The organism is Devosia sp. Z11_6 (genome assembly GCF_058133665.1).
Genome location: NZ_JBYUNQ010000001.1, coordinates 998,878 through 1,023,682, shown reverse-complemented (window position 1 = coordinate 1,023,682; position 24,805 = coordinate 998,878). Strand labels below are relative to the sequence as shown.

Annotated in this window: 33 protein-coding genes, 1 tRNA gene, 1 pseudogene and 1 other annotated feature; of the genes and pseudogenes, 15 read left to right on the top strand and 20 right to left on the bottom strand. The window is 62.1% G+C overall.

Annotated elements, in window-relative coordinates:
* Positions 1-7: 7 nt before the first annotated feature.
* Both AC3YMN_RS04895 and AC3YMN_RS04890 read right to left on the bottom strand, forming a co-directional pair.
* The gene (locus AC3YMN_RS04895) at positions 8-304 is read right to left on the bottom strand and encodes a hypothetical protein (RefSeq protein WP_172123532.1); all 297 of its coding nucleotides are present in this window, start codon (positions 302-304) and stop codon (positions 8-10) included.
* A gap of 88 nt (positions 305-392) precedes the next feature.
* Positions 393-737 (bottom strand): hypothetical protein, encoded by a 345-nt coding sequence (locus AC3YMN_RS04890; protein WP_127753387.1) that lies wholly within the window; start codon positions 735-737, stop codon positions 393-395.
* Between the two features lie 162 nt (positions 738-899).
* On the opposite strand from AC3YMN_RS04890, the gene AC3YMN_RS04885 reads away from it, so the two are divergent.
* Together AC3YMN_RS04885 and AC3YMN_RS04880 are read left to right on the top strand one after the other, a co-directional pair.
* Entirely contained in the window at positions 900-1,211 is a 312-nt protein-coding gene (locus AC3YMN_RS04885; protein WP_489889118.1) for a hypothetical protein, read from the top strand.
* 210 nt (positions 1,212-1,421) lie between these two features.
* Positions 1,422-1,775 (top strand): annotated as a pseudogene (locus AC3YMN_RS04880) (cell wall hydrolase); the annotation flags it as partial.
* A gap of 9 nt (positions 1,776-1,784) precedes the next feature.
* Here the strand turns inward: AC3YMN_RS04880 and AC3YMN_RS04875 are convergent.
* The 3 genes from AC3YMN_RS04875 to AC3YMN_RS04865 all read right to left on the bottom strand — a co-directional run bounded on the left by AC3YMN_RS04875 (position 1,785) and on the right by AC3YMN_RS04865 (position 3,959).
* Positions 1,785-2,372 (bottom strand): DUF2076 domain-containing protein, encoded by a 588-nt coding sequence (locus tag AC3YMN_RS04875; RefSeq protein WP_173087985.1) that lies wholly within the window; start codon positions 2,370-2,372, stop codon positions 1,785-1,787.
* A gap of 80 nt (positions 2,373-2,452) precedes the next feature.
* On the bottom strand, positions 2,453-3,046 hold the full coding sequence (locus AC3YMN_RS04870) for an exopolysaccharide biosynthesis protein (protein ID WP_489889202.1): 594 nt from the start codon (positions 3,044-3,046) through the stop codon (positions 2,453-2,455).
* Positions 3,047-3,218: 172 nt separating this feature from the next.
* Entirely contained in the window at positions 3,219-3,959 is a 741-nt protein-coding gene (locus AC3YMN_RS04865; protein ID WP_127753392.1) for a glycosyltransferase family 2 protein, read from the bottom strand.
* A 130-nt stretch (positions 3,960-4,089) separates the two neighbouring features.
* Between AC3YMN_RS04865 and AC3YMN_RS04860 the strand changes: the two genes are divergently transcribed.
* Complete coding sequence (locus tag AC3YMN_RS04860) at positions 4,090-4,626, top strand: hypothetical protein (RefSeq protein ID WP_489889117.1); 537 nt, start codon at positions 4,090-4,092, stop codon at positions 4,624-4,626.
* 106 nt (positions 4,627-4,732) lie between these two features.
* Entirely contained in the window at positions 4,733-5,353 is a 621-nt protein-coding gene (locus AC3YMN_RS04855; protein WP_248305087.1) for a transglutaminase-like cysteine peptidase, read from the top strand.
* A 74-nt stretch (positions 5,354-5,427) separates the two neighbouring features.
* Here AC3YMN_RS04855 and AC3YMN_RS04850 read toward each other — a convergent pair whose 3' ends face one another.
* Positions 5,428-5,745: a DUF6949 family protein gene (locus AC3YMN_RS04850; RefSeq protein WP_127753394.1), complete on the bottom strand. Its 318-nt coding sequence runs from the start codon at positions 5,743-5,745 to the stop codon at positions 5,428-5,430.
* Positions 5,746-5,859: 114 nt separating this feature from the next.
* Here AC3YMN_RS04850 and AC3YMN_RS04845 point away from each other — a divergent pair, with 114 nt between their 5' ends.
* The gene (locus tag AC3YMN_RS04845; protein ID WP_489889116.1) at positions 5,860-6,543 is read left to right on the top strand and encodes a hypothetical protein; all 684 of its coding nucleotides are present in this window, start codon (positions 5,860-5,862) and stop codon (positions 6,541-6,543) included.
* A 5-nt stretch (positions 6,544-6,548) separates the two neighbouring features.
* Here AC3YMN_RS04845 and AC3YMN_RS04840 read toward each other — a convergent pair whose 3' ends face one another.
* From AC3YMN_RS04840 to AC3YMN_RS04830, 3 genes are all read right to left on the bottom strand, one after another.
* A complete protein-coding gene (locus AC3YMN_RS04840; RefSeq protein WP_127753396.1) occupies positions 6,549-6,767 on the bottom strand; it encodes a DUF3126 family protein in 219 nt (72 codons plus the stop codon).
* Between the two features lie 98 nt (positions 6,768-6,865).
* On the bottom strand, positions 6,866-7,693 hold the full coding sequence (gene cysE, locus AC3YMN_RS04835; RefSeq protein ID WP_248305088.1) for a serine O-acetyltransferase: 828 nt from the start codon (positions 7,691-7,693) through the stop codon (positions 6,866-6,868).
* 79 nt (positions 7,694-7,772) lie between these two features.
* The gene (locus AC3YMN_RS04830; protein ID WP_489889115.1) at positions 7,773-8,543 is read right to left on the bottom strand and encodes an alpha/beta fold hydrolase; all 771 of its coding nucleotides are present in this window, start codon (positions 8,541-8,543) and stop codon (positions 7,773-7,775) included.
* Between the two features lie 143 nt (positions 8,544-8,686).
* Here AC3YMN_RS04830 and AC3YMN_RS04825 point away from each other — a divergent pair, with 143 nt between their 5' ends.
* The 4 genes from AC3YMN_RS04825 to AC3YMN_RS04810 all read left to right on the top strand — a co-directional run bounded on the left by AC3YMN_RS04825 (position 8,687) and on the right by AC3YMN_RS04810 (position 12,069).
* The gene (locus AC3YMN_RS04825) at positions 8,687-8,932 is read left to right on the top strand and encodes a zinc-finger domain-containing protein (protein WP_172123536.1); all 246 of its coding nucleotides are present in this window, start codon (positions 8,687-8,689) and stop codon (positions 8,930-8,932) included.
* Positions 8,933-8,953: 21 nt separating this feature from the next.
* Positions 8,954-10,147, top strand: a complete 1,194-nt coding sequence (locus AC3YMN_RS04820; protein ID WP_489889114.1) for an FAD-dependent monooxygenase — start codon at positions 8,954-8,956, stop codon at positions 10,145-10,147.
* A gap of 125 nt (positions 10,148-10,272) precedes the next feature.
* Positions 10,273-11,583 (top strand): TCR/Tet family MFS transporter, encoded by a 1,311-nt coding sequence (locus tag AC3YMN_RS04815; protein ID WP_127753401.1) that lies wholly within the window; start codon positions 10,273-10,275, stop codon positions 11,581-11,583.
* 3 nt (positions 11,584-11,586) lie between these two features.
* Positions 11,587-12,069 carry a GNAT family N-acetyltransferase gene (locus AC3YMN_RS04810; RefSeq protein WP_489889113.1) on the top strand — a complete coding sequence of 161 codons (483 nt, stop codon included), beginning with the start codon at positions 11,587-11,589 and terminating at the stop codon, positions 12,067-12,069.
* 56 nt (positions 12,070-12,125) lie between these two features.
* Here AC3YMN_RS04810 and gndA read toward each other — a convergent pair whose 3' ends face one another.
* Entirely contained in the window at positions 12,126-13,571 is a 1,446-nt protein-coding gene (gene gndA, locus AC3YMN_RS04805; RefSeq protein WP_489889112.1) for an NADP-dependent phosphogluconate dehydrogenase, read from the bottom strand.
* 201 nt (positions 13,572-13,772) lie between these two features.
* On the opposite strand from gndA, the gene AC3YMN_RS04800 reads away from it, so the two are divergent.
* The gene (locus AC3YMN_RS04800; RefSeq protein ID WP_489889111.1) at positions 13,773-14,543 is read left to right on the top strand and encodes an SDR family oxidoreductase; all 771 of its coding nucleotides are present in this window, start codon (positions 13,773-13,775) and stop codon (positions 14,541-14,543) included.
* Complete coding sequence (locus AC3YMN_RS04795) at positions 14,512-15,072, top strand: gluconokinase (RefSeq protein WP_489889110.1); 561 nt, start codon at positions 14,512-14,514, stop codon at positions 15,070-15,072. The genes AC3YMN_RS04800 and AC3YMN_RS04795 overlap by 32 nt, the downstream gene beginning before the upstream one ends.
* 51 nt (positions 15,073-15,123) lie before the next feature.
* On the opposite strand, the gene AC3YMN_RS04790 is transcribed toward AC3YMN_RS04795, so the two are convergent.
* The 4 genes from AC3YMN_RS04790 to AC3YMN_RS04775 form a co-directional block, all read right to left on the bottom strand.
* Positions 15,124-16,608, bottom strand: coding sequence for a SulP family inorganic anion transporter (locus AC3YMN_RS04790; protein WP_489889109.1), 1,485 nt, complete (start codon positions 16,606-16,608; stop codon positions 15,124-15,126).
* A 59-nt stretch (positions 16,609-16,667) separates the two neighbouring features.
* Positions 16,668-16,723 (bottom strand) — a sequence feature (sul1 is cis-regulatory element that is thought to sense ions involved in sulfur or methionine metabolism; They are found in Alphaproteobacteria).
* Positions 16,724-16,828: 105 nt separating this feature from the next.
* Complete coding sequence (locus tag AC3YMN_RS04785; RefSeq protein WP_489889108.1) at positions 16,829-17,281, bottom strand: CYTH domain-containing protein; 453 nt, start codon at positions 17,279-17,281, stop codon at positions 16,829-16,831.
* 1 nt (position 17,282) lies between these two features.
* Positions 17,283-18,155 carry a CHAD domain-containing protein gene (locus tag AC3YMN_RS04780; RefSeq protein WP_489889107.1) on the bottom strand — a complete coding sequence of 291 codons (873 nt, stop codon included), beginning with the start codon at positions 18,153-18,155 and terminating at the stop codon, positions 17,283-17,285.
* Positions 18,156-18,321: 166 nt separating this feature from the next.
* On the bottom strand, positions 18,322-18,504 hold the full coding sequence (locus tag AC3YMN_RS04775; RefSeq protein WP_172123545.1) for a CsbD family protein: 183 nt from the start codon (positions 18,502-18,504) through the stop codon (positions 18,322-18,324).
* A gap of 110 nt (positions 18,505-18,614) precedes the next feature.
* Here AC3YMN_RS04775 and AC3YMN_RS04770 point away from each other — a divergent pair, with 110 nt between their 5' ends.
* The gene (locus tag AC3YMN_RS04770) at positions 18,615-19,286 is read left to right on the top strand and encodes an RluA family pseudouridine synthase (RefSeq protein WP_489889106.1); all 672 of its coding nucleotides are present in this window, start codon (positions 18,615-18,617) and stop codon (positions 19,284-19,286) included.
* Here the strand turns inward: AC3YMN_RS04770 and AC3YMN_RS04765 are convergent.
* From AC3YMN_RS04765 to AC3YMN_RS04745, 5 genes are all read right to left on the bottom strand, one after another.
* On the bottom strand, positions 19,265-19,567 hold the full coding sequence (locus AC3YMN_RS04765; protein WP_489889105.1) for an ASCH domain-containing protein: 303 nt from the start codon (positions 19,565-19,567) through the stop codon (positions 19,265-19,267). The genes AC3YMN_RS04770 and AC3YMN_RS04765 overlap by 22 nt on opposite strands.
* A 2-nt stretch (positions 19,568-19,569) precedes the next feature.
* Positions 19,570-19,947, bottom strand: a complete 378-nt coding sequence (locus AC3YMN_RS04760; protein ID WP_489889104.1) for a RidA family protein — start codon at positions 19,945-19,947, stop codon at positions 19,570-19,572.
* Positions 19,948-19,960: 13 nt separating this feature from the next.
* A tRNA-Leu gene (locus AC3YMN_RS04755) sits at positions 19,961-20,046 on the bottom strand.
* Positions 20,047-20,077: 31 nt separating this feature from the next.
* The gene (gpt, locus tag AC3YMN_RS04750) at positions 20,078-20,575 is read right to left on the bottom strand and encodes a xanthine phosphoribosyltransferase (protein ID WP_127753412.1); all 498 of its coding nucleotides are present in this window, start codon (positions 20,573-20,575) and stop codon (positions 20,078-20,080) included.
* A gap of 80 nt (positions 20,576-20,655) precedes the next feature.
* Positions 20,656-21,423, bottom strand: a complete 768-nt coding sequence (locus tag AC3YMN_RS04745; protein ID WP_489889103.1) for a competence/damage-inducible protein A — start codon at positions 21,421-21,423, stop codon at positions 20,656-20,658.
* Between the two features lie 132 nt (positions 21,424-21,555).
* Between AC3YMN_RS04745 and map the strand changes: the two genes are divergently transcribed.
* Both map and radC read left to right on the top strand, forming a co-directional pair.
* On the top strand, positions 21,556-22,392 hold the full coding sequence (map, locus tag AC3YMN_RS04740; protein WP_127755246.1) for a type I methionyl aminopeptidase: 837 nt from the start codon (positions 21,556-21,558) through the stop codon (positions 22,390-22,392).
* The gene (radC, locus tag AC3YMN_RS04735) at positions 22,389-23,171 is read left to right on the top strand and encodes a RadC family protein (protein ID WP_489889102.1); all 783 of its coding nucleotides are present in this window, start codon (positions 22,389-22,391) and stop codon (positions 23,169-23,171) included. The genes map and radC overlap by 4 nt, the downstream gene beginning before the upstream one ends.
* Before the next feature lie 2 nt (positions 23,172-23,173).
* On the opposite strand, the gene AC3YMN_RS04730 is transcribed toward radC, so the two are convergent.
* A complete protein-coding gene (locus AC3YMN_RS04730; protein ID WP_489889101.1) occupies positions 23,174-23,908 on the bottom strand; it encodes a cytochrome c biogenesis CcdA family protein in 735 nt (244 codons plus the stop codon).
* 170 nt (positions 23,909-24,078) lie between these two features.
* Between AC3YMN_RS04730 and rpe the strand changes: the two genes are divergently transcribed.
* Positions 24,079-24,756 carry a ribulose-phosphate 3-epimerase gene (gene rpe, locus AC3YMN_RS04725; protein ID WP_489889100.1) on the top strand — a complete coding sequence of 226 codons (678 nt, stop codon included), beginning with the start codon at positions 24,079-24,081 and terminating at the stop codon, positions 24,754-24,756.
* The last annotated feature ends 49 nt before the right edge of the window (positions 24,757-24,805 follow it).

The window sequence follows — 24,805 nt, the reverse complement described above, 5'->3', positions numbered from 1 at the left end:
GAAGGCTTCAGCGCCAGTGCTGGGGCCAATACACGTCATCCCGATAGTCGGCCGGGATCGGCGCCAGCCGGCAGATCGCTGCCGTGGCCAGGTTGATCTGGTCTTCCATCTGCCGGATCTCGGGTGGCATCTGCCGTCCGGTCACAAATGCCCGCCGGCGCCATTCATCTATCCGCAACAGGCGCAAGCGGCGCTCGGCTTCCGCCTCGACATCCTCGGCAAACACCGCATCGCTTGCCACCGGCCGCCGGGCCTTGGCAGGTCTTGTCCAGGCTGCTTCGAACACTGCTTCCGAATTGCGCATCACGACCTTCAGTCTGGCAGCGTTCCAGTGCTGCCCGTCCCGCAGATTGCGATGCGAAGGTTACAAATCTGCAAACGCTGGGCGGTAACTATTGGGGCGGGGTCTCGTGGTTCTGCGCCGCCTTGCGGTCGCGCCGCTTGCGCCGCCAAGTCGTCCATTTACGCGTGCCAGTCACAATCACGGCGTTCACCGGCCCGCGCAAAAACGGCAAATCGATTGCCAGCAGCAGCAAGCCCAGCGGCAGCATCCAGGCCCCCAGCACCGGCAGAAAGCTGAAGACGCCGCCAAGGATCAACAACACCCCAAGGGGGATCCGCACCAGTCGCGCTCCGGGCCGTCGAAGCCATTCCAGAGCCCTTGCGGCAAAATTGGGCACGCGCCGCTCCAACTTGTCGAACTGGCGAAACAGGCGAGCCTTGCTCTTGCCGGACATTGGGGCGTTCCTCTGATGTAAACGCCATATCGTGACGCCGCTCACGCAATCCAAGGGCAGCCCTTGCGGTTCCCTCCTCAGGGTCTGCAAAAAGCGCTGGCGGAACCCCATTCTTTCCCCGGTGTTGTGCAATCAGTTAAAACCAGGGCGGAGCGTCACCCCATGGCCAATGTTACCGAGCATGCACTTTCCCGTATCGAAGATCTGGCTCGCCAGCTAGCTCATCTGCGCAAGGAGCTTGCCGAGCGGGTCGCCCCCAGCCGCAAGGCCGGCAGCCATGCGCTGCACGATGCACAACACCAGGCCGTCGAGCTGGCCAGGGATTTGCAGGAGCATGGCTCGGCCGCCGCACACCTGCTGGGACGACAGGCGCGCCATGCCGGCAAGGCCATCAGCAAGGACCCGATTCCCCTCGTCGTAGCCCTTGGCACTTTCGTGCTGCTGTCATCGCTCTTCGCACGTCGCCGCCGCTGAGTTCGGCTTGGTTAGCGGCTGATTAACCGTTTCTGGCAGACTTTCCTTAAATATGTTCCGGCATTTTCGGTCTGGCATGCTTTTGTGCCACACCGGAGTCCGCCGATGCGCACTGCCACCAGAACCATTCTGCGCCTTGTCGCCGTAACCGTTGCCGCCTCAACTCTGGGCGGCTGCAGTTTTTTGGGCATGAGCTTCGGCACTGCCCGGCTCAGCGAAAAAGAATGCCTGATGCGCGCGATGTATTTCGAGTCCAACCGCTCGAGCTCTGAAGGCATGCTTGCGGTTGGTACCGTGGTAATGAACCGGGTCAATGACCCCCGCTATCCCAAATCGGTCTGTGGCGTCGTCGGCCAACCCAAGCAATTCGCCCACGGGGTGCTCAGCCGGAAGATGACGGACTCTGGGGCGATCCTGGCCGCCCAAACGGCCGACCAGGTCATGCGCGGAGCCCGCCACCCCGGCGTGCGGGGCGCCAAGCACTTCCACACCGCCGGTCTGCGCTTCCCCTACAACAACATGCACTATGTGCTCGAAGCGGGCGGCAACGAGTTCTACGAGAAGTACTGACTCCTAGAATTCGCCGCCAATATCGAAGTCGGAGTCGTCGCCGCCTCCAAAATCCTGCTCAGCATCTTGCTCGCTGCCGTTATCCCCGCCCGGCTCATCGGCGTTAAGCTCTCCGGCGTGAGCATCGCCCGAAAACATCCCGGCAATCGCACTGCCCAGCAAAACGCCACCGGTTATGCCCAGCGCCGTTTGCGCGGCGCCGGCCAGAAAGCCGCCGCCCCCGCCCATCCCTGGGCTGCGCCGCTCTTGGTAATCGCCACTGTCGCGTCGGCCCCAAGGCCCCTGCCGATTGTTTTGCTGCCCACTAGGTCGGTTTGCGTCGCCAAACACGCCGCCGAGAAAGCCGCCGCCCGAACCGCGCTGCGCCTGTGCCAATTCAGCTTCCAGTTGCTCGATGCGCTCCTGGGCGCCTTCCAGGGCGCGCTCCTGCACGATGATGGTTTGCGCCATGTAGTAGGGCGAAGCCGGCGCTTCGGTCAGCCGCTGCCGGATCAGCATCTCGGCTTCCCGGTCCCGTGGCGGGCTGTTGCGCGCCACCTGCTCGATGCGCTCGAACAAGCCGTCAATCGCGTAGCGGTCTTCGGAGTTCATGCTGACTCTCCCTTTCTGGATCAACAGGGAGGAAATGGTCACGCCGGGCAAGCGTTGCAACCATGCGACAAAGCGATGCCTCAGGCGCCGAAGCTGAAACCGAACACATGGCCGAGCACGAACAAGGCGCTCCACAGCAGTGCCAGCGTAACGCCCCAAACAATCACCACCGCCGCGACGGCGCAGAGCATGCCGATGAGGATCCACACCCCATCCCGTTGCAACACGCCCAGCGACAACACACAAATGGTGAAAGCCGGCAGCATATTCCCCAGTGGGATGGGCAAGAAGAGGATGATGGACAACAATAGGCACACAGCACCAACCACATATTCCGCCGGCGGCCGGGCCAGCATCTGCAGCCGCGGTCGCATCAGGCGTTCCGCCTTACCGAGCCACGGCGCCGCCAGATTGGCCACCTTCTCGAACTCGGTGCGGGACAAGGAGCGGTTGGTGATCACCTTCGGCAGCCATGGCCGCTGGCCGAGCATGAGCTGGAACGCCAGGAAAATCAGCGGAGCCCCGAGCACCGCGGAGACACCGGGAGGCACCGGGATGGCATTGGGAACCGCGAACAGGAACATCAGTGCCCCGCTCGCCCGATGCTGCAGAGCTTGCAGCAGATCCCCGATGGAGATCCGCTCACGTTCCGCATTCTGGGCGATGCCAAGCAGGATTGCAGATAATGGTTCCGGCGCGTCGGGCGCGGGATCTGCAGCTATTTCGATGGTCCGATCCTGGGTTATGGCATTCGCCTTTCGCTTGGGTCCGAACCCATACTGTCCCGCCCAAAATCAAAACGCCAGTGCCTTGTCAGCCGCAGGCCGATTTCTGCTTCGGTGGCAGTTAATTGCGGCGAATGTCGTTGTAATCCTTGGTCACCGGCTTGCCCCTGAAGGTCACCCAGAAAAAGTTCAGCGTATAGGTGCCCGCGGTGCGGAACACGCCTTCCTTTTCCAGCCGCCGGCCCGATGTCTTCATCTTGAGGGCGAAAGTCCATTTCACGCCACCGACCTTGGACAAGCGCACCGCCACGTCGGTATCCTCGCCAAAGAACTGGATCGAGCGGTCATAACCGCCGACCTGGGCCCAGGCGGCCCGCTTGAACACGAAATTGCCGCCCTGCACCACCGATCCGACGCGCAGGATGAAGCGATTAACGATGTAAATGAGGTAGGTCAGCCCATAAAAGGCATTCACGAGTGCGCGGTTGAACCAGCTCATGTCGTAATAGATATAGGGCCCGCTGAGACAGACGAGCTTGGGGTCTTTGCCGAATTCCCGCAGCACCGTATCGATCCAACCCTCGGGCACCATCGTATCGCTGTCGATATTGGCAATCAGTTCGGCGTTCGTGGCGTTAAAGCCAGCATCGCGCGCATTGACAAGACCCTTCTTGGGCTCGTCCACCACGCGCACTGTGGGGAAGCTGCGCGCGATCTCGCCCGTGCGGTCGGTCGAGGCATTATTGACCACGATGATTTCGGCATCGGCACCGGAGCGGGCAATCTCCGCCACGACCGATTCCAGGCACTTTCCGATCAGCGCTTCTTCGTTATAGGCCGGAATAACAAAGGCCAACTTCATGGACATGCCCCTTTTTGCGCACTGGCGCCGGGCCTTGGATTAGCCGCTGCCGTGCGCCAGAGCAACAAGCACCGCTGCCGCAGCAATGCTCGCTGCTGGTTTGCCCACCAAAAGCGGCTATGTTGACCTCATGACCCGCTTCGCCCCCGCCATTGCCCTCCTGCTTGTTACCGGCAGCACGATCCTGATCTCCGGCGCCCTTGCCGATGGCCGGGGTGATTGGCACGGCTATGCTTGGCAGAGCATCAAGGTGGCCGACTGCGTTCCGCAGCCCACCGGCACCCTCGCCTGCCCGCCCTTTCACGAAAAGTGGGACTGGAAACGCGACCAATGGGTCGATATCACCATCACGCTTGATCGGGACCGCCAAACCCTGCATCTGCGCCAGCAGCTGAGCGACAATGACCGGCGCGACACCGACTATGTCTGCGTCACCGCCGTGGTGGTCGACGCCGAAGGCCACAACCTGGCTGTGCATCACCAGAACTGGCTGATACACGGTGGACAAAGCCGTGCAGCCGATTTCACCTATGGCAGCCCGCGTCTGCCGACGGCCACCAGCATCCAGATCGGCTCCAAGCAGTGCCGCGACGGGGCCGGGCAGGACGACAATGCTTATGCCACCGTGCTGGCCCGCCTGGCCGAAGCACCAGGCCCTCATGGTTAACCAGCCCCTCCTTCAATCGATAAAACTCGCATAAAAACTACTCGGCAGTTTTCGGACCGGTGCAAGCGGCGCCTTCTAGTTTGGTCTCCATTGAGGAGATCACGCAATGCACCGCACCAAAATGGCTCTAGTTTCAGCCTTGCTCACCCTGGCCTTCGGCCTGGGAGCGGTGCCCGCCCAGGCGCTCGATCTCACCAATGTTGCTTATGTGCAAACCGCCACCGCTCCAACGAGCATTCCGGTCGGCCATGCCGAGTTTTGCGCCTCACGCCCGGCGGAGTGCAGGCCCAACACCGAAGTGGTCGCTGCAATGCCGTTGACCCCGGCCCGCTGGCAGCAGCTGCTCGATGTGAACACCAACATCAACACCACGATTGTTCCGGTCACCGACGAGATCCTTTACCAAGTCAGCGAATTCTGGACCTACCCCAATGGCTATGGTGACTGCGAAGACTTCGCCCTCGCCAAGCGCCGCGACCTGATCAAGGCCGGCTGGCCCGCCAGCACGCTGCTGATCACTGTGGTTCGGGAAGCCAATGGCAACGGCCATGCCGTTCTCACCGTCCGCACCGATCGCGGTGACCTTGTGCTGGACAATCAGGACGGCGATGTGCGGCTGTGGAGCGAAACGCCCTATCAGTTCATCAAGCGTCAGGCGCAGGACAATCCGGGTCAGTGGGTGGACATGATCGACAGCCGCGAAATGATCATCGCCGCCGTCAACTAGCCCTGACAACAGGCAACAAAAATGGCCCGCTTCAGCCGTGAAGCGGGCCATCGTGATTCAATCTACTTGTCCCGTCAGAACCGGACGGCGACGTAGATGCTCATGAACAACAACCCCGTCACGAACGCCCAACCAAAGGCAACCATCGCCCCTACCAGCGCCGAGCCGACAGAGATATGGCCGCTGTCGCGCTCAAGGCCCATCTGCAACATGATATAGGGGCCGCACACAAAGCTCATCACCAGATGTCCCAGCGACACCGGCAATGTTGGGCCATCGACGCGAAGCAGCGCCTGCTCCCGCGCCAGCCATTGATAAAGGTGGGTACCGGCGCCGGCCACGCACAGCCCCACCCCAATTATGAACCCTGCCAGCAGCAATTCACTCGACATGTTTCGTGTCCCGCCCGGACCGGGCCAAGCCCCGGCCATTAACCTTCCATTAAGCATATTGCGCGTCCAATGCGCTGTCACCCCGATCCTTAACGCCTGGTTAATGCTGTCCACATGCAAACACGCTCAGCCTCGACCGCCATGTCCCAGGCCCCCTCGGTGGCCTATAATCTTGCCGGGATCGCGGTTCTGGTCTTGTTGCTGGCGGTAGGGGCGGCCTATCTGCTCGACGGCTTCACCAGGGCTTCTGCACCTGCCCAGCCGAACCTTGCTGACGGGAATACGATTCGTCAGACCATTTCAGGACGTGAACTCACCATACCGGCGTCATGGTTCCGTTACGGGGAGCCGGTTCACGGTAGCTTTACCGACCAGATCGATCTGCGGGTGATGTTTGCGCCCCTAGGCGCGGGCAAAGCCTTGCCCGTCGATATTTCTCTGGTGCCCCGCAGTCGCGCTCGCACCAGCAGCACCTTGCTGGACGCAGTCTATCTGCACCAGTTCGGGGATGACACACTAGCGGGGGTTCCGGGTCTTGTCGGCAAGCCCCTGGGGATGGGTCAGGGCTATATGGGGGAAAGCGTCTGGTATGACGCGCTCTCGCCCAACCCATTCGTCGCCAAATGCGCCGAGCCGGTGGAAGCGGGTACACCGCCCCGCTGCCTGCGCACGGTTTATCTCGGGTCCGGCATCGCTGCCGTCTATGCATTTGACGCCACGATCCTTGGATCGTGGCGCCTGTTCGATGCGGAAATGCGGCGCTGGCTCGAGCCGATCGGCGCCTGGCAGAACGGCTAAAAAACCTAGTTCACTTCATCCAGGTCGATATCGAGGATCGACATGTTGAAGATATAGGATTTGTCGCCGTCTTCGTCGTCGGCATGGATCAGCCCGATCGACTCATCGCCGATAAACACCTCAACGGAGTCGTTGAGCTTGGGACGCGGGCGCACGTCGATATTCTTGTTGCCGAACTTGGTTTGCAGGAACTTCTGCAGCTTGATGATCTCGGGATGGTTCACGGGCGTGGTGTCCTGCTGATTGGTGTTGGCCGCAATCTAGTCAGGAGACAAACGCGCACAACCCCGCCTGGTGGCATTTTAGCGGTAACAATCGCCACTCAGGCGTTGAGGTCGTGGACCAGCACCACCTGATCCATCACCAGCGCCGGCTGAGCGCACCCCGCTTCTCCAATGATCTTTGCCGGCACTCCGGCCACGGTGACGCGCGGCGGCACTTCCTTGAGCACCACAGATCCGGCGCCGATTCGCGAACAATCGCCGATCTTGATATTGCCCAACACCTTGGCGCCGGCGCCAATCAGCACACCATTGCCAATCTTGGGGTGTCGGTCTTGGTCCGACTTGCCCGTGCCGCCCAGCGTCACGTTCTGCAGCATTGAGACATTGTCGCCGATGACCGCGGTCTCCCCGATCACGAGGCCCGTACCGTGGTCCAGCATAATCCCCTGCCCAATCACCACGGCTGGGTTGATGTCCACCTGGAACACCTGGCTCGCCCGGCTCTGCAGATAAAGCGCGAAATCGCGCCGCCCGGATTCGAACATCGCATGGGCAAAGCGATGGGTCTGAATCGCTTGGTAGCCCTTGAAGAACAATAGGGGCTCCACCGCCCGATGGCAGGCTGGATCGCGCTCGAGCGTGGCGGCAAGGTCCACGCGCGCCGCTTGTCCTATTTCAGGATGGTCAGCCAGAACTTCGCCAAAGGCCTGCCGGATCAGGTCGGCCGAAACATCATCATGGTCGAGCCGCGCCGCCAGCCGATGCGCCAGCGCCTGCTCGAAGCTATCGTGGTTGAGCACAGCGGAGAGCGCCAGGTTTGCCAGCGAGGGTTCATTGGCTGCAATCTGCCGGGCACCGGCGCGCACCGCTTCCCAAACGGGATCGACGATTTGCAGGTCAGCAGACTTCTTGGCGTTGCTGGTCACGGCCGCAGCTCCGTTCATCGGGAAGTGCCGATATAGGCCATTTCATTCTACAAGACAAAGCCCCAGCCGCGCTTTTGGTTCACGAACCTCGCTGAGCCGGGAAAGTCCTCCCCAGAAATTCTAGCGCGGCGGCCTTGAACTTGGTGTCACCCGTCGCTCGCATATGGTCGCGTCGGGGAATCACGAAAGCTTCCCCTTGCGGCAGCAGCCCCGCCAGATCCTCGGGGGAGCCGGCCATTTCGTCCGCCTCACCAACCGCAACCAGCACGGGAACAGTGATGCGTCGCACATCGGCACGCGCCATCGGTTGCCGCGAGGTTTCCATGCAGGCGGCCAATGCCTCGCGATCCGACTTGGTGTGGTCGGCAAAGATGCGGAACTGGCGCGCAGTCGGATGCGTCAGCCCGGTAAGGCTCGGCGCTGTCAGGCCCGCGATGATGTCACTGCTATCGGTCAGCCCGTTGATCAGGTTCATCCCCATGCCCCCGAGCACCAAAGCGGCAACCCGCTCCTCATGTTCGAACGCCATGAACGCCGCCACGCGTGCGCCCATTGAATAGCCCAGAACGGCCGCTTGTCCGATCGCGAGATGGTCAAGCAGCGCCACGGCGTCGCGCACCATCGCGGTGGGATAATAGAACTCTGGATCGTGGGGCCGATCAGACTGGCCATGGCCGCGGTTATCGAGCGTAATGGCCCGGTACCCAGCCGCCGTCAGCGTCTCGACCCAGCCCGTATCCACCCAGTTCACCTTGCCGCTTGAGGCAAAGCCATGGATGCACAATATGGGCGGCCCCTCCCCATAGCTGGCATAGGCAAGGCTCAGGCCATCCGATTCAAAGTGCGGCAAGTTCGCGTCCCCTTGAGCTGGTCACCGCCCGGTTTTGCGGCAACGGCAGAACAAAGCAAGCCCTTACCGGCGCTGCCACCGCCCTTTTCTTGTTGCTTGCCTTGCACTATGGTCCGGCCACTCCAATCACTCCGGGTCTGACCATGGCACACGGCACCACGCCTCATTTCCACAACACTGATGGCCTTGCCCAGATTGAGATAGGTGCCAAGGAGTTCCAGTGCATCGGCGCGTTGCCTCCCTTTGACCACCCCCACATCTACCTGGATATGGGCAAGGACGATGACGTTGTCTGCCCCTATTGCTCTACCCATTATGTGTTCAGCCCGACTCTGCCCGCCGGCACTGCCATCCCTCCCACTGCCGTTTACCGGGCCGATGTGATCTGAGGCATCGGCACGTTACGGATCATGCCAGCTTCTGGCCGCACATTCTTTATTGCCGGCGCCGGCATCGGCGGCCTGACCCTGGCTCTCGCGCTCGCTAAGTTCGGCGCTCACGTCGTTATACTGGAGCGGAGCCCTCGGCTGTCTGAGTTCGGCGCTGGGCTCCAAATCAGCCCCAATGCCCGACGTGTGCTCGACCGGCTCGGTGTCGGCGAGCTGATCAACGCTCGCGGCTTCGAGCCGGCCGGTATTGACGTTTATCCGTTCGGCCGTCCTGACCCGCTCGTTACGATGGAACTCGGCCCCTTGATGCTCGAGCGGTTTGGTGCGGCCTATACGGTGATGCACCGCGCCGATCTCGCCGAAACGCTCTATGAGGCCTCGCGGCGCTTCGCCAATATCGACGTGATGTTTGGCGTGGGCAATTGGAACGCCCAGACCACCGAGGCCGGCGTCTCCCTCACGATCGAGGAAGCGGGCGGCCAAAACCGCACCTTGCGCGGCGCCGCGCTGATTGGCGCGGACGGCGTACACTCCCGCACCCGCACCCAATTGCTGGGCGGTCCCGCCGCGACATATTCGGGTCGGATTGCTTGGCGCACGCTGCTCCCGCTCGATGCGCTGCACGGGCAGATAGCGCTTGATCGGGTGTCCGTAATGTTCGGCCCTCACCTGCACCTGGTGTGCTATCCCCTGCCTCATCGAAACCTCGTCAACCTGGCGCTCTTCACCGAACACAGGGACGACAAAACTGCGCAGCATCCAACATTGGCCTTCAAGCCATCTCGTAGCCCGCGGCTGCGAGCGATCTTGGATTTGGCGGGTGATCAATGGACTGCGTGGCCCCTTTACACCGTCTCGACCGACACTTGGCACCGGGGGCCAATCGCGCTGTTGGGTGATGCCGCGCACGCCATGGTGCCGTTCCAGGCGCAGGGCGCAGCCATGGCGATTGAAGACGCTGCCTCGCTGGCGCCTCTGCTCATGGAGACCAATGATCCGGCCGAAGCTTTCATGCGTTACGCGGCACTCCGCCAGCCCCGGGTAAAAAGGGTAGCCAAGCTGTCACGCAAAAACGGCCGCATCTTTCACCTGCCCTGGCCATTCTCCAGCGCCCGCAACCTCGGCATCACCCTGCAGGGTCGCCGCGGCCACCTCAGGCGCTTGGCCTGGCTTTATGGTTTCGACACCGATGCGCCACAGCCTCGCCCCAGATAACGCTCTATTGCGGATCAAGAGGCGGGATGTTCGCTTCTGATCTGCCCTCATGCCCTTGCGTTGGGGAGCCTGCCTGTGTCAACTGCAAGCCGTTTCGACAGTAATTTCAATGGGAGCGCCCGCTCATGCAAACCGCGATCCGCTCCCGCCTGACCCTTACCTGCATCCTCGTAACTATCCTTCTAGATATGATCGGCGTCGGCATCATCGTGCCCGTGCTGCCCGAGCTGCTTGAGGAACTGACAGGCGGCGGTGTCGCGCAGGCGGCGGTCATCGGCGGCTATCTTGTGTTCGCTTATGCGTTTATGCAGTTCGTGTTTTCGCCCGTGCTCGGCAATCTGTCCGACCGCTACGGGCGCCGACCAGTCTTGCTGTGTTCCCTGCTCGGCCTCACCTTCGATTACCTGATGATGAGCATCGCGCCCTTCGTCTGGTATTTGTTTATCGGCCGGATCATTGCCGGCATCGCTGGAGCGGCGCTTGCCACGGCAACCGCCTATATGGCCGACATCACTCCGCCCCATAAACGCACCCAGCGCTTCGGCTTGATCGGTGCGGCATTCGGCCTCGGCTTTATTATCGGCCCGGTGATTGGCGGCGAATTGGGTGAAATCGGGCCCCGCGTTCCTTTCTACGCTGCAGCGGGCTTGGCCTTTGCCAATTTCCTGTTCGGCCTGCTGGTCCTCCCCGAAAGCCTGCCCAAGGCTTCGCGCCGCAAGTTCGACATCCGCCGCGCCAACCCCTTCGGCGCGGTTGCCGCCCTTCGTAAATACCCGGCCGTACTCTGGCTACTCGCCGTGCTCTTCTTCTTGCAGCTGACCACTCAGGCGCTGCCAAATGTGTTCCCCTATTACGCTGTGGATATGTTCAACTTCACATCGTCCTCTATCGGCCGCACGCTGGGCGCATTCGGGGTCGGTTTCGCTATCAGCCAGGCTGTCCTGGCAGCGCCTCTGTCGAAACGCATCGGTGAACCTGCGGTCGGTATTATCGGGCTATTGGCAGCAGCAACGGCCTTTGCCGGCATCGCCTTTTCAGCCGATGTCTATCAGCTCTATCTGTTCATCGCCGTCGGAACGATCAGCGGGCTGGCCCCACCTGCCATTAACGGCGTGCTGTCGCGGCAGGTGCCAGATAACTCCCAGGGTGAACTACAAGGTGCGGTCAATGCCGCCAGCTCCCTCGCCACGATTATCGGTCCTCTGGCCGCCACACAGATATTTTCCTACTACACGAGCGCACCGGAATCCGGACACTACTTCCCCGGCGCTCCGTTCGTCGCCAGCGGCATCGCCGTGCTCGTAGCCTTGGTGCTCTTTGGCGTTGCCGCGTGGCGTTTCGAACTCAGCCATCGCCCGAGCGTGGCTAACCACCCCGTTGTTCCCGAAATGGCGCCGCCCGGCCAGCTGCGCACCCCGCCTCTGGACGAGAAATAACCAATGCAGATTCGCCCGGCCGTTGAGGGTGACCGTTCGGCGGTCCTCGCCATCGTTGCGCCGGTCCTCCGGGCCGGCGAAACCTACGCCATGCCTCGTGACCTCGATGACGAGCAGGTGCTGGCATATTGGTTCAGCCCCGCCCATCATGTCTTCGTGGCTGAGGACAACAATGCCCTGCTGGGCACCTATTACCTTAAACCCAACCAGCTCGGCCCCGGCGCCCATGTCGCCAACTGCGGTTACATGACCGCCGCTGCTGCCCAGGGGCGCGGCGTTGCGAGGGCAATGGGCACGCACTCGATTGAGCAGGCGGGCGCCCCCGGCTTCCGGGCCATCCAGTTCAATCATGTGGTCTCCACCAACCAGCGCGCTGTGGCCCTCTGGCAGTCACTCGGCTTCGCTATAGTCGGCACACTGCCGAAAGCGTTCAACCATCCCGTCCACGGCTTTGTGGACAGCTACGTAATGTTCAGGACGCTCTAGGCAACGAAAAAGGGCCCCGCCTCAGCGGAGCCCGGTGCCTGCTGTGTCTTTGGGTCTCAGCCGCCGATCACCGGCTTGAGCGCTGCGATCTCGAGGGTTGACGGCCACTTGGCATGCAGGTTCGAGCCACGTCCCTCGATCTCGAACCCATGCGCACCAAAGAAATCGCGCTGCCCCTGGATCAGATTGGCCGTGCCCTGAGCCTGGCGATAGCTGTCGAAATAGCTCAGCGCCGCCGAAAGGCAGACCAGCGGGAATTCTCCCACAGCGCCCGCCGCCACCACCTTGCGCAGCGACGGATGGGCTTCCTTCATCAGCTCGACAAAGTCTGGCACCACCAGCAGATTGGTGTTGCCCCCTTTGGCATAGGCCGCCGACATCTGGTCGAGGAAGCGAGAACGAATGATGCAGCCGGCGCGCCAGATCTTGGCGATAGTCGCCAGCGGCAAGGCCCAGCCATTTTCCTCGGAAGCCTTGGCGATCACCGCAAAGCCCTGCGCATAGGAGACGATCTTGCCTGCGAGCAGTGCCTGTTCCAGTTCGGCCAGCGTCACCTCGGTCTTGGTGCGGTTCGGCTTGCCATAGATCGCTTCGGCCGCGACGCGCTCATCCTTGCGCGCCGAAATCGAGCGGGCGGCCACGGCGCCCTCGATTGCGGTCGCGGGCACGCCCATCTGCTGGGCGGCAATGGCGGACCAAACACCGGTGCCCTTCTGCCCCGCCTTGTCGAGAATCAGCTCGACCAGCGGCTGACCGGTCTGCTCGTCGATGGCGGCCAGCACATGGCCGGTGATCTCGGTCAAGTAGGAATTGAGCGGACCCTTGTTCCACTCCTTGAACACATCGGCGCATTCACCCGGGCTCATGCCCAACCCGTCGCGCATCACGCCATAGACTTCGGCGATCATCTGCATGTCGCCATATTCGATGCCGTTGTGGATGGTCTTGACGAAGTGGCCCGCGCCGCCTTCACCCAGATAGGCGCAGCAGCTTTCGCCATTGAACTGCGCGGCGATCGCCGTGAGCACCGCCTCGGCATTATGCCACTGCTGCTCGGAACCACCCACCATGATCGAGGGACCATGGCGCGCGCCTTCTTCGCCGCCCGAAACGCCGACGCCGAGATAGCCGATATTCTTGGGCTTGAGGTAATCGAATCGGCGCTGGGTATCGGTAAACAGCGAATTGCCGCACTCGATGATCGCATCGCCTTCTTCCAGATAAGGCAGCAGGTGCTCGATCATCTCGTCAACCGGCGCGCCGGCCTTGACCATGATGATGATCGAGCGCGGCCGCTTGATCGACTGAATGAACTCAGCCAGGTCAGCCTTTGCGATCACATTGCCGGCCAGTCCCTGCTCGGTTGCCATGGCAACAAAGTCATCGATACGAGACGCAGTGCGATTGTGAACGGCAACGGTATAGCCTTTTTCGGCGATGTTGAGCGCCAGGTTCGAGCCCATCACTGCCAGCCCGATAAGGCCGATATCCGCTGTCGACATGCAAACAGTCCTTCTGAGAAAATGCGTCGCCATTCATGCGCGGGAATGCTTGCCCCGCGCGGCGGCGAACCTGACCACAAACGGACCATCGACGGAAGGCCCTGCCGGGGCATATTTTACGCCTAAAAGCCTCATGTATGGAAGGCGCCATTGCCTCGCGCCGTTCGCGCCCGTAGGTTTGCGCTAGTTTGGGGGATCACCGTGCCATCTTCGTCTCTGTTCAGCCTTGCGGGAAAGCGGGCTCTTGTCACTGGCTCAAGTCGCGGCCTTGGGCTCGCCATGGCAACTGCCCTCGCCCAAGCGGGCGCCGCCGTGATCCTCAATGCGCGTGATGCCGCCGCGCTGGGCCGGGCAGCGGCCGAACTCGCTACAACCGGCGCCACCGTCAATGCAGTGGCCTTCGACGTCACCAGCATCGATAGCATCGAGGAGGCGGTCGCTTATTGCGAGGCCGAGCTCGGGCCCATCGACATCCTCATCAACAATGCCGGCATCCAGATTCGGGGTCCCCTCGAGGATTTCCCGCTCGACAAGTTCGAAACCATGCTGGCGACCCATGTCACGGCCACCTTCGCGGTCAGCAAGACGGTGGCCAAGCACATGATTGCGCGCCGCCAGGGCAAGATCATCAATATCTGCTCGATTCTGACCAATGTGGCGCGCCCCAACGTCGCCCCTTATGGCGCCGCCAAGGCCGCGATCGCCAATTTGACGCGCGGCATGGCGGCCGACTGGGCTCGCCACGGCCTCAACATCAACGCCATTGCCCCGGGCTACTTCAAGACCGAGCTCAACGAGGCGCTGATAGCCGATCCTCAGTTCAACCATTGGGTCGAAACCCGCACCCCAATGGGCCGTTGGGGCGAAGTTGCCGAACTTGGACCGCCCGCGGTATTTCTCGCTTCCGACGCAGCCAGCTTCATCAATGGACACATTCTCTATGTCGACGGCGCCTTCTCAGCCACGGTCTAACGCCCGCATCATCATCGTTATGGGGGTTAGTTCCTCGGGCAAATCCACCACGGGCCAGTCCATCGCTCGGCGCCTCCACACGCCCTTCCTCGATGGCGATGGCTACCACCCGGCCGCCAATGTGGAGAAAATGCGCGCGGGCATTCCCCTGGTCGATGAGGATCGCTGGCCCTGGCTTCAGCGGCTCGCTCAAGCCCTGCACGAGGCCGCGGACAAGAAGGGTGCAGCAGTCGGCGCCTGCTCCTCGCTCAAGCGGGCCTATCGCGACTACCTGCTCGAGCAGGCGGGCGAGCCGATCCTGTTCGTCTACCTCCAGGGCGACCGACAGGTGATCGGCGAGCGCATGGCGCGGCGCCAGCACGAATACATGCCGGCCAGCCTGCTCGACAGCCAGTTCGCGACCCTGGAAGAGCCCGATCCGGCCACCGAGAACGTTCTCGTCGTGCCTGTTACCGACAGTGTGGAAAAGATCACCACCACGGTGACCAAGACGCTCGAACACCTCAAGACCTTCAAGCGCTGGCAATAAGCCGCGTTCGGCTAAAAGGAATGCCCCGCTGCAAGGCGGGGCACCGAACCGTCAATGGCCCAGCATGCGTTCCATCGCACCGGGCTGGTCATGCTCGGCGAACTTGTCCATGATCGTGGCGCTCGCCTCATTCATGCCGACCAGTTCGACTTCTGCTCCATTCCGGCGCAGCTTCAGCACCGCCATGTCGATCGCCCCAACTCCGGTCAGGTCCCAGATATGAGCGCGGCTGACATCGATTCGCGCCCGCGCGAGCTTCTCCTTGAAGTCGAACGCGGCGAGGAAATCGTCAGCTGACGCAAAGAAGAGCTGCCCCTCAACGAGGTAGCGGCGTTCCTGCCCGTCAGGCGACAGGGTCGAGCTCACCCGGAAAAATTGCGCGACCTTCCAGGCGAAAAAGATCCCCGACAGCAGCACGCCCACCCCCACCCCGAAGGCTAGGTTGTGAGTCCAGAGCACCGTTATCACCGTCGCCAGCATCACGATGCTCGACCGCCGCGGATGGGAGCGCAGATTATTGAGCGAGGCCCAGCTGAACGTGCCGACCGAAACCATGATCATGATGGCCACGAGCGCCGGCATGGGGATGAGCCCCACCACATCGCCCAGCACCAGCAGCAAGAACAGCAGGAACGCACCGGCCACGAAGGTCGACAGCCGCCCGCGTCCACCCGAGCGGACATTGATCACTGACTGCCCGATCATCGCGCAACCCGCCATGCCGCCAAATAGGCCCGAAGCAATATTGGCGAGGCCCTGCCCCACCGACTCGCGGTTCTTGTCGCTGGTGGTGTCGGTGATTCCATCAACGATGGAGGCGGTCAGCAGGCTTTCCAGCAGCCCCACAGCAGCTACCCCGGCCGAGTACGGCAGGATGATCCACAAGGTCTCGAGCGTCAGCGGCACATTGGGCAGCAACAGGCTGGGCAGTGTGGACGGCAACTCGCCAAGATTGGCGACGGTGCGTACATCACCCCCCAGCGCCAGCGACACCGCCGTCAGCACGAGGATGCACACTAGCGGCGATGGAATGGCTTTGGTCACCCGCGGAAACAGGTAAATGATCGCGAGCCCAGCCGCGATCATCGCATAGGTCTGCCACGACACCCCGATCAGCTCGGGTAGTTGGGCCATGAAGATCAGGATTGCCAGCGCGTTGACGAAGCCCGTCATCACCGAGCGCGACACGAACTTCATCAGATACCCGACGCGAGCATAGCCCGCGAGGATCTGGAGCACGCCGGCCAACAGCGTGGCGGCCAACAGGTAGTCCAGCCCGTGCTCGCGGACCAGCGTTCCCATCAGCACGGCTGTTGCAGCCGTAGCGGCGGAGATCATTGCCGGTCGTCCGCCGGCAAAGGAGATGACGATGGCGATCACCACCGAGGCATAAAGCCCAACCTTGGGGTCTACGCCCGCGATGATGGAAAAGCCGATCGCCTCGGGAATAAGGGCAAGCGCGACAACAATGCCCGCGAGCGCATCGCCACGGATGTTGGAAAGCCAGTCACGGCGGAGAGTTTGGGCAAAAGTCATGGTGGTCCAGGCTGCGCTGGCCCTGTCGCAAGGCGATCAAAGCGAAGCAGTTCGTGCTGGATTGTCTGGCGGATCGGCGGCCAGAAGAGCCACCCGGATTTGCACCGGGTCCGATGAATGCTCCGCTTGTGCAGAAGCTCACAGCAAAAATCAACCCACCGGGAGCTCCGCGTCCAGGATCAAGCCCGCGTGGGTCAACAACAGCAAAGGATGCGGCGCGCTAGCTGCGCGCCAGAGTTGCGTTATAGTAGCGCTCGTCATCGCTGACTTCTTTGCCAACCCAGCTCGGCAGGTCCACCTGCTGGTCGTCGCTATCGAGCTCGATCTCGGCCAGCACCAATCCCTGGTGCCGGCCCTCGAACACATCCACTTCCCAGGTCAACCCGTCATGGGGCACATGGTAGCGCCGTTTCTCCAGCACTTGTGGCTGCGCCATCAGCAACAGCTCACGCGCGTCCTCGATCGGGATAGGGTACTCGTATTCCGGGCGAACAATACCGGCGACCTTGCCTTTGAGCGTAATCACGGCCTCCCGGTCATCAAAGCTGCGCACCCGCACCGTCGCCTTGGCATTGGCCGAGAGATAACCCTGGCGGATCAGCCGGCCACCGTCAGCAGAGCCACGCCACTCGTCTGATCGCACGAGGAACTTGCGTTCGATCTCTTGTCCCACCTCAATGCCCCTTCTTGGCCAGTGCCCAATACTGGCCCAACCGGCCGACCAGCGCGTCGGGCATTTCCGCACTCAGCTGCCGTCCCAAGCCAATAGCCTGCTGCCCGAGGTGATCGCGCTTCTGGCGGATGGTGATCTGGATCGAAGGGACGCTGGGGTCGGACAGACCGCCGACAAACTCATCCAGAACCGTCAGGTCGTGGTGGTTGCCCAGGGTCGTTTCGAGCTCTGCAACAGCGGCGCGATAGGGCTTGGTCATGGCCGGAGCACAGGCACTGAGCAAGCTCAGATGATGCCAGAAATACTTGGCGGCCTTTCGCCACTCGTGAAATTCGTTTGGATCTTCACTTGCTTCAGCTGCGTCCATTTCCTGGCGCATCCGTCGATAGTTGTCATGCAGACCATCCGCCAGACTATCAAACCCGTGCCCACGCACTTTCCAATGTGGAATGCGTTCCTGCAACGCCTCGAAGCGCTCGCTGAACTGCTGGACGAGCGTGTCTGGGTCGCCTTGTTCCGCAGCAGCCTCGATGTTGGCTCCGAGCATTGCCCGCACTGCGGTGATGGGCAGGTTGACGTCCTCCTCCCGCAGGCCTTCCAGCGTCTTGATCATCACCGCAGCATCGCGGTTCCCTGCCAAACCTGTGGCTGCCCCTCGAATTGCGGCGTTTTCCTCGGCAAAGTGCTTGAAATTGGGCTTGATGAGCCGAAGCAGCCCGCGCAGCTTCTTGCAGCGCCGCCGCAGCGAATGGATCGTCTCATCAGGATTGGACAGGTCTGTGGCTTCCGCGAGCGCGGCCTCTACCTGTTCAAGCGCGATGCGGCGAACCCCTACACCTGAACCCTCATCCTGCGGCTGAAACTTGAAACCCAAGGCTGCGCTCCTTTGCTTGCTTGCAGGATCAAGCACGACGCCACTGTCATAGTTCCAAAACCCGGTAAGCCGGCTTAGAGGTCATCCAACGCCTTCTCACGTAACACCACAAAACAGTAAAGGCCGCCCATTGGGCGGCCTTTGAAGAACTTCAGTGCAAGACGTGCTACTTTTTAAGCATATCTCGGGCGGCGTCTTTAACTTCGCCGACCTTCTGCTGTACCTTGCCCTGCGCCTTGTCAGCCTTGCCTTCGGCCTGGAGACGTTCGTCGCCGGTCAGCCCGCCGACAGCGTCCTTGATAGCGCCCTTGGCCTGGTTACCGGCGCCCTTTGCTTCGTCTTTGTGCATCGAAAGCTCCTTTGTTTGGTGTCGTATAATAAACGATTGGCGTCACGCATGGTTCCGAATGCGCGGTCTTGTCGACTATGCCTGCCCGGCAGGACCTGCTAGATCGCGCCATGCCCGGTCCAATGCCCACCCTCCTCAACTACCACCCGCCCCTCGAGCCCTACCTTTCGGTCATCCATGTGGATGACGACATTCTGGTGCTCGATAAACCAAGCGGACTGCTCAGCGTGCCAGGCAAGGACCCCTCCTTGTGGGATTGCCTCGAATACCGCGCCCGCCAGACCTGGCCCACGGCCGGCATGTGCCATCGCCTCGACAAGGACACCTCCGGCGTTCTCGTCATGGCGCTCAACAAGCGCGCCCATGGGCGCATCGGTTCGCAGTTCGAGCACAGGAAGACCAAGAAGAGCTATGTTGCCCGCGTGAGCGGCTTGATCGAGGCCGATACCGGCCTCGTGGACTTGCCGCTCGCCACGGATTGGGACAACAAGCCCCGGCAGCGCGTCGATTGGGAAAACGGTCGGCCGGCCCAAACCGAATGGACCGTGCTGGACCGCGAAGCTGCTGCCACCCGGGTGCGCCTCCATCCCCTGACCGGCCGCACCCACCAGTTACGGGTGCATATGATGGCCATGGGCCACGTCATCCTGGGCGATGCCTTCTACGCCGGCCCTGAAGATTTCGCCGCCGCCGATCGCCTGCAACTGCACGCCGCGGAACTCGGCTTCACCCATCCCACCACCGGCGAGTTCACGCTGTTTCAGGCACCCGTGCCGTTCTGATCCTCGGCCAGATAGCGCAGCTGGATGCGGTGAAACAGATGGCCCGGCTTCATGCTGTCGAGCCAGCGCCGGAACGCATCGAGATCGGCAAAGCCCGCCCGCTGCGCATCGGCGAGGGTCACATCGGCCGGGTCCATCTCATCCATCGCGTCGATGGAAAGGATGCCAATCTTGGTCTTGAGCGTGCCGCCGGCCCGGACGGTCGGCCGGCTCCAGCGCCTAAACACCAGATCGACCTTGCCGGCCTTGATGTCCTCGAGCAGTTCGCGTTTGAGCAGCACGGCTAGCTCAGCACAGCAGTAGCAAGCATCTCGACGCGCAAGCCCTCGGCGAGCAGTTCCTTGACCACCACCGTTGCACGCACGGGATAAGGCGGCTGGAAGTGCCGGGCATAGGCGCGGTTCATGCCTGCCGCATCGGCCTTGTCGATCAGAAAGACCTGCACCTGCACGATATCGGCCAGTGTGCCGCCTGCCGCACGCATGGCAATCTCGAGATTGCCGATGGCGCGCTCGGTTTGCACCTCGATATCGCCGCTGACGATTTCGCCAGTTGCCGGCTCTTCCGCCACAGCCACGAGCCAAACCAGTTTGCCGGCGCGTACCGCATCGTTCACGGGAGCCGAAGAAGGCGCGATGCCGGTTTCAATTCGTTCAAACATGACTGTCCAGTTCTGGTGCGGGCGGCGGGACTCGAACCCGCACGGGGATACCCCCTCCGGATTTTAAGTCCGGTGTGTCTACCATTCCACCACGCCCGCGATCGGGTTCCAGCAGTGCCGAAACTCGTGCTTAGTCAGTGCCGCCGCTGATCGGGGCGACATAGGCCACGTCCAAGTCCCACGGGAAGAAGATCCAGGTGTCCTGGCTGACTTCAGTGATGAAGGTATCAACCAGCTCGCGGCCCATCGGCTTGGCATAAACGGTGGCAAAATGGGCGCCCGGCAGCATGTCGCGCACGGCGCGCGCCGTATTGCCGGTATCCACCAGATCGTCGACGATCAGAACCTTGCCGCCGCCCTGCGCCATCTCGATGATCTGCGGCGCAATGGGCTTGAGCACCTTCACCGAACCCTTGTTCTGGTGATCGTAGGATTTCACCGAAACCGATTCCACCACGCGGATATTGAGTTCGCGCGCCGCAATGGTCGCTGGCACCAGCCCGCCACGAGCGATGGCCACCACCGCGTCGAAATTCCCCATCCCCATCAGGCGCCATGCCAGGGCGCGACTATCCCGATGGAACTGGTCCCAGGTGACGGGGAAATTCTTCTGGTAAGGGTTGCTCAAATCGATCTCCATACGCATCCAAGGCCAGGGAGGCGCTCGAAAGCCGTCGCTTCCTTAGCAAACCTGGGGTGCAACGCCAATCAGTCTTGCGGCGCGTCCACACCCGCGGCGCGATGTGCCGCATGCACCATGGCGCGCACTTTCTCGGTCGCCTCAGCCAGCCTTTGCGCATCCGAGGAGCGCAGCACCAGCTCGGTCATTACCCGGCCATGCCCCATCTGCGGATAGGAGCCCATCTTCACATCGGGATACTGCGCCTGCAATTCGCCCAAGGGGCCGCCAACCGTGCCCTCGCCAACCGCCGCGCGCACCGTTTCGGACAGGACGCGCTTGCCGCCCTTGAGGGTCGGCGCCAGCGCCTCGAGCATGGCGCGCATGATGATCGGCACCCCGGCCATCACATGCACATTGCCGATGCGGAACCCTGGCGCGGCGCTGACGCTGTTGACGATGAGGTCGGCGCCCTCGGGAATGCGCGCCATACGCAGCCGCGCTTCGTTGACCTCGGTCCCGGTTTCGCGCCAGCGCGCTTCGAGCATCGCCCGGGCATCGGGGTTGATCGGCAGCGCGACCCCGAAAGCCTTGGCGATGGCATCGGCGGTGATATCGTCATGCGTCGGCCCGATGCCGCCGGTCGTGAACACGTAGGTGTAGCGCGAGCGTAGCGCGTTCACCGCCGCAATGATGTCGTCGGTGTCATCGCTGACCACCCGCACTTCCTTGAGCTCGATCCCCAGATCGGTGCAGAAATCGGCTGTGGCGCCGATATTGACGTCCTTGGTGCGGCCCGAAAGAATCTCATCGCCAATCACCAGAAGCCCGGCGGTCACGGAAGCTGCGCTCGACATGGGAAATCAACCTGTTATTGCCCCCCAGCAATGCCCCGCCCCATAAAGTGCGTCAAGCCAACACGCAGCGAGCGTTGGCTCTTCCAATCACCCGATTGGACGATTATCTTTGCCCCTTAGCCGGAGAGCATGATGATTACCTATGTCGATGCCGAAACCAAAGGCCGCCGCACGCCAGGCGTTATTCCGCTGCACGGACCGGAAGGCTTTGAGGGCATGCGCAAGGCCGGCCAGCTGACCGCGCGCGCCCTCGACATTCTCACCGAATATGTCGAGCCGGGCGTGCCTACCGCAACGCTCGACCGCATTGCCTATGAGTTCGCGCGCGACAATGGCGCGATGCCCGCAACCCTGTTCTACAAGGGCTTCCGCCATTCGCTGTGCACCTCCATCAATCATGTCGTGTGCCACGGCATTCCCGATGAGCGCCCGCTCAAGGAAGGCGACATCGTCAATATCGACCTGACCTTGATTGTGGACGGTTGGTACGGCGATTCCAGCCGCATGTATCCGGTGGGCGAAATTTCGCGCAAGGCCGAGCGGCTGATCGAAGTGACCTATCAAAGCCTTGAGGCGGGCCTTGCGGCCGCCAAGCCGGGCAACACCACGGGCGATATCGGCGCTGCCATCCAGACCCTGGCCGAAGGCGAGCGCACCAGCGTCGTGCGCGACTTCGTGGGGCATGGCGTTGGCAAGCTCTTTCATGACGAGCCCAATATCCTCCATTTCGGCCAGCCCGGCACCGGGGTGCCCCTTAAGCCCGGCATGATCTTCACCATCGAGCCGATGCTCAATTTGGGCCGGCCGCACGTCAAGATTCTCTCCGATGGCTGGACAGCGGTCACCCGCGACCGCACCCTGTCCTCGCAGTGCGAGCACTCCATCGGCATCACCGAAACCGGACACGAGATTTTCACGACCTCCCCGGCCGGCCTGTTCAATCCTCTGGCCGCACGACAAGCCGCATGACCAAGGCGCGGGGCGAGGAGTTCGACGAAGCCAGTTTCCTAGTCGCCGACACTCCTGCCCCCAACGATCAGGCTTCGGTGGCTCCCGCCAAAAGTGGTGCGCCCACGTCCGATCACGCTGGTCATCGCAAACGACTGAGGGACCGTTTTCTCAAGGTCGGGGGCGATGCCTTCGAGGACTACGAACTGCTGGAGCTGGCTCTGCACCTGGTCATCCCGCAGAAGGACACCAAGCCGCTGGCAAAGCAGTTGCTAAAGGAGTTCGGGTCTTTTTCGGGCGTGTTCGCTGCCAGCGAAGCGCGCCTGCGCAATATTGACGGGCTTGGCGAAACCTCAGTGGCCAATCTCAAGGTCATCCAGGCCGTCGCCGCCCGCTTCGGCCGCGACCGGATCGCGGTGGAAAAGCCGATCCTGTCCTCTTGGTCCCAGTTGATCGACTACTGCACCACCCAGATGGCGTTCGAAACCATCGAGCAGTTCCGCATCCTCTTCCTCGACAAAAAGAACCGGCTGATTGCCGACGAGGTGCAGCAAACCGGCACCGTCGATCACACTCCGGTCTACCCGCGCGAAGTGATCAAGCGCTCGCTCGAACTAGGCGCCACGGCGCTGATCTTGCTCCACAACCACCCGTCGGGCGACCCGTCGCCCTCTTCGGCCGATGTGCGCATGACCCGCGAAATCGCGGATATCGCCAAGCCCCTCGGCATCACGCTGCACGACCATCTCGTGATCGGCAAGAACGGCCACGCCTCGCTGCGCGCGCTCAAGCTGATCTGAGCCTAGCCGAAGGTCGCCAGCAACGGGAAGGTCTCGAGAAACCAGAACGAGATGCGGGTGAAATTGCCCGTCAGGAACAAGACGCCGGTCACGACTAGCAAAGCGCCCATGACCCGCTCCACCGTGTGCAGGTGCTTCTTGAAGCCGTTAAAGAAGGTCAGGAACGGCCCGATGGCAATGCCGGCCAGGAAAAACGGCACGCCAAGTCCAAGGGAATATAGCCCGAGCAGCGATGCGCCCTCCCAGGCCGTGTCCCGGCTTGCCGCCACGGACAGCACTGCAGCCAGCACCGGCCCGATACACGGGGTCCATCCGATCGCAAAGGCTAGGCCCAACAGGAACCCGCCCAGCGGACCGCTGGCAACGCCCGGACCCTGATGGCGCACCTGCCGATCCAGCAAGGCGATCCGGTACACGCCCAGGAAATGCAGCCCCATGGCGATGATCAGGAGGCCCGCCAGCGGCGTGAGGATCGGCAACGCCTGCCGAAACACCTGACCAAACGCCGTAGCGGTGGCGCCCAGCGCAATGAACACGACGCTAAACCCAAGGATGAAAAACACGGAAGTGCCCATCACCCGCCGCTGCAGCGCCCCCGCGCCACCCTCTTCGGCCCGCAGCTGGTCGAAACTGGCGCCGCTCATATAGGTCAGATAGGGCGGAACAAGCGGCAGCACGCATGGGCTGAGAAAACTCAGCACCCCGGCGCCAAACACCATCGGCAGCGAAAACTCCACAACACAGCTCCGTTGATCGCGACCCTGTGTAGCGCGTCACCCGCACAAAGCAACCGCCACACCGCCGCATCGCCCCCTTGTGAAACCCGCGCCCGCACTGCGCACTGCCTTGTCGGCACCGCGCCCCTTATGTAGAGCAAAGGCTTCTCCTGCGGCAAAAGGCCAGCCTCATGACCCAACCCATCCGCATCGCTCCCTCCATCCTCTCGGCAGACTTTGCCCGGCTGGGCGAGGAAATCAGCGCTATCGATGCGGCTGGGGCGGACTATATCCATGTGGATGTGATGGACGGCCATTTCGTGCCCAACATCTCCTTTGGACCCACCGTCATGGCTGCCGTGCGTGCCCGCACCAAAAAGCCCTTCGACGTGCATCTGATGATCTCGCCGGTGGATGTCTATCTGCCGGCCTTTGCTGCGGCCGGAGCCGATATCATCACCGTCCATGCCGAAGCGGGCCCGCATCTTCATCGCACGCTCCAGGCCATTCGTGGCCTTGGCGTAAAGGCGGGGGTTGCGATCAATCCCGGCACCCCGGTATCAACCATTGAACCCGTGCTCGACGATGTCGACCTGGTTCTTGTGATGAGCGTCAATCCCGGCTTTGGCGGGCAAAGCTTTATTCCCTCGACGCTTTCGCGCTTGCGCCAGGCCCGTGCCCTCATTGGCGGCCGCCCGATCGATCTGGAAGTGGATGGCGGCATTTCCGCTGACAATGCTCGCGCAGTGGCGGAAGCGGGCGCCAATGTCTTTGTTGCCGGCTCCTCCATCTATGGCAGCAACGATCCCTCCACCTATGCCGCGCGCATTGCCGCCATCCGCGACGCGGCCACAACACTCAGTGTCTGATCCGCGGCCGCAGGGCCTGAGCCACCTGACCTTCATCGTGGCCGACCTG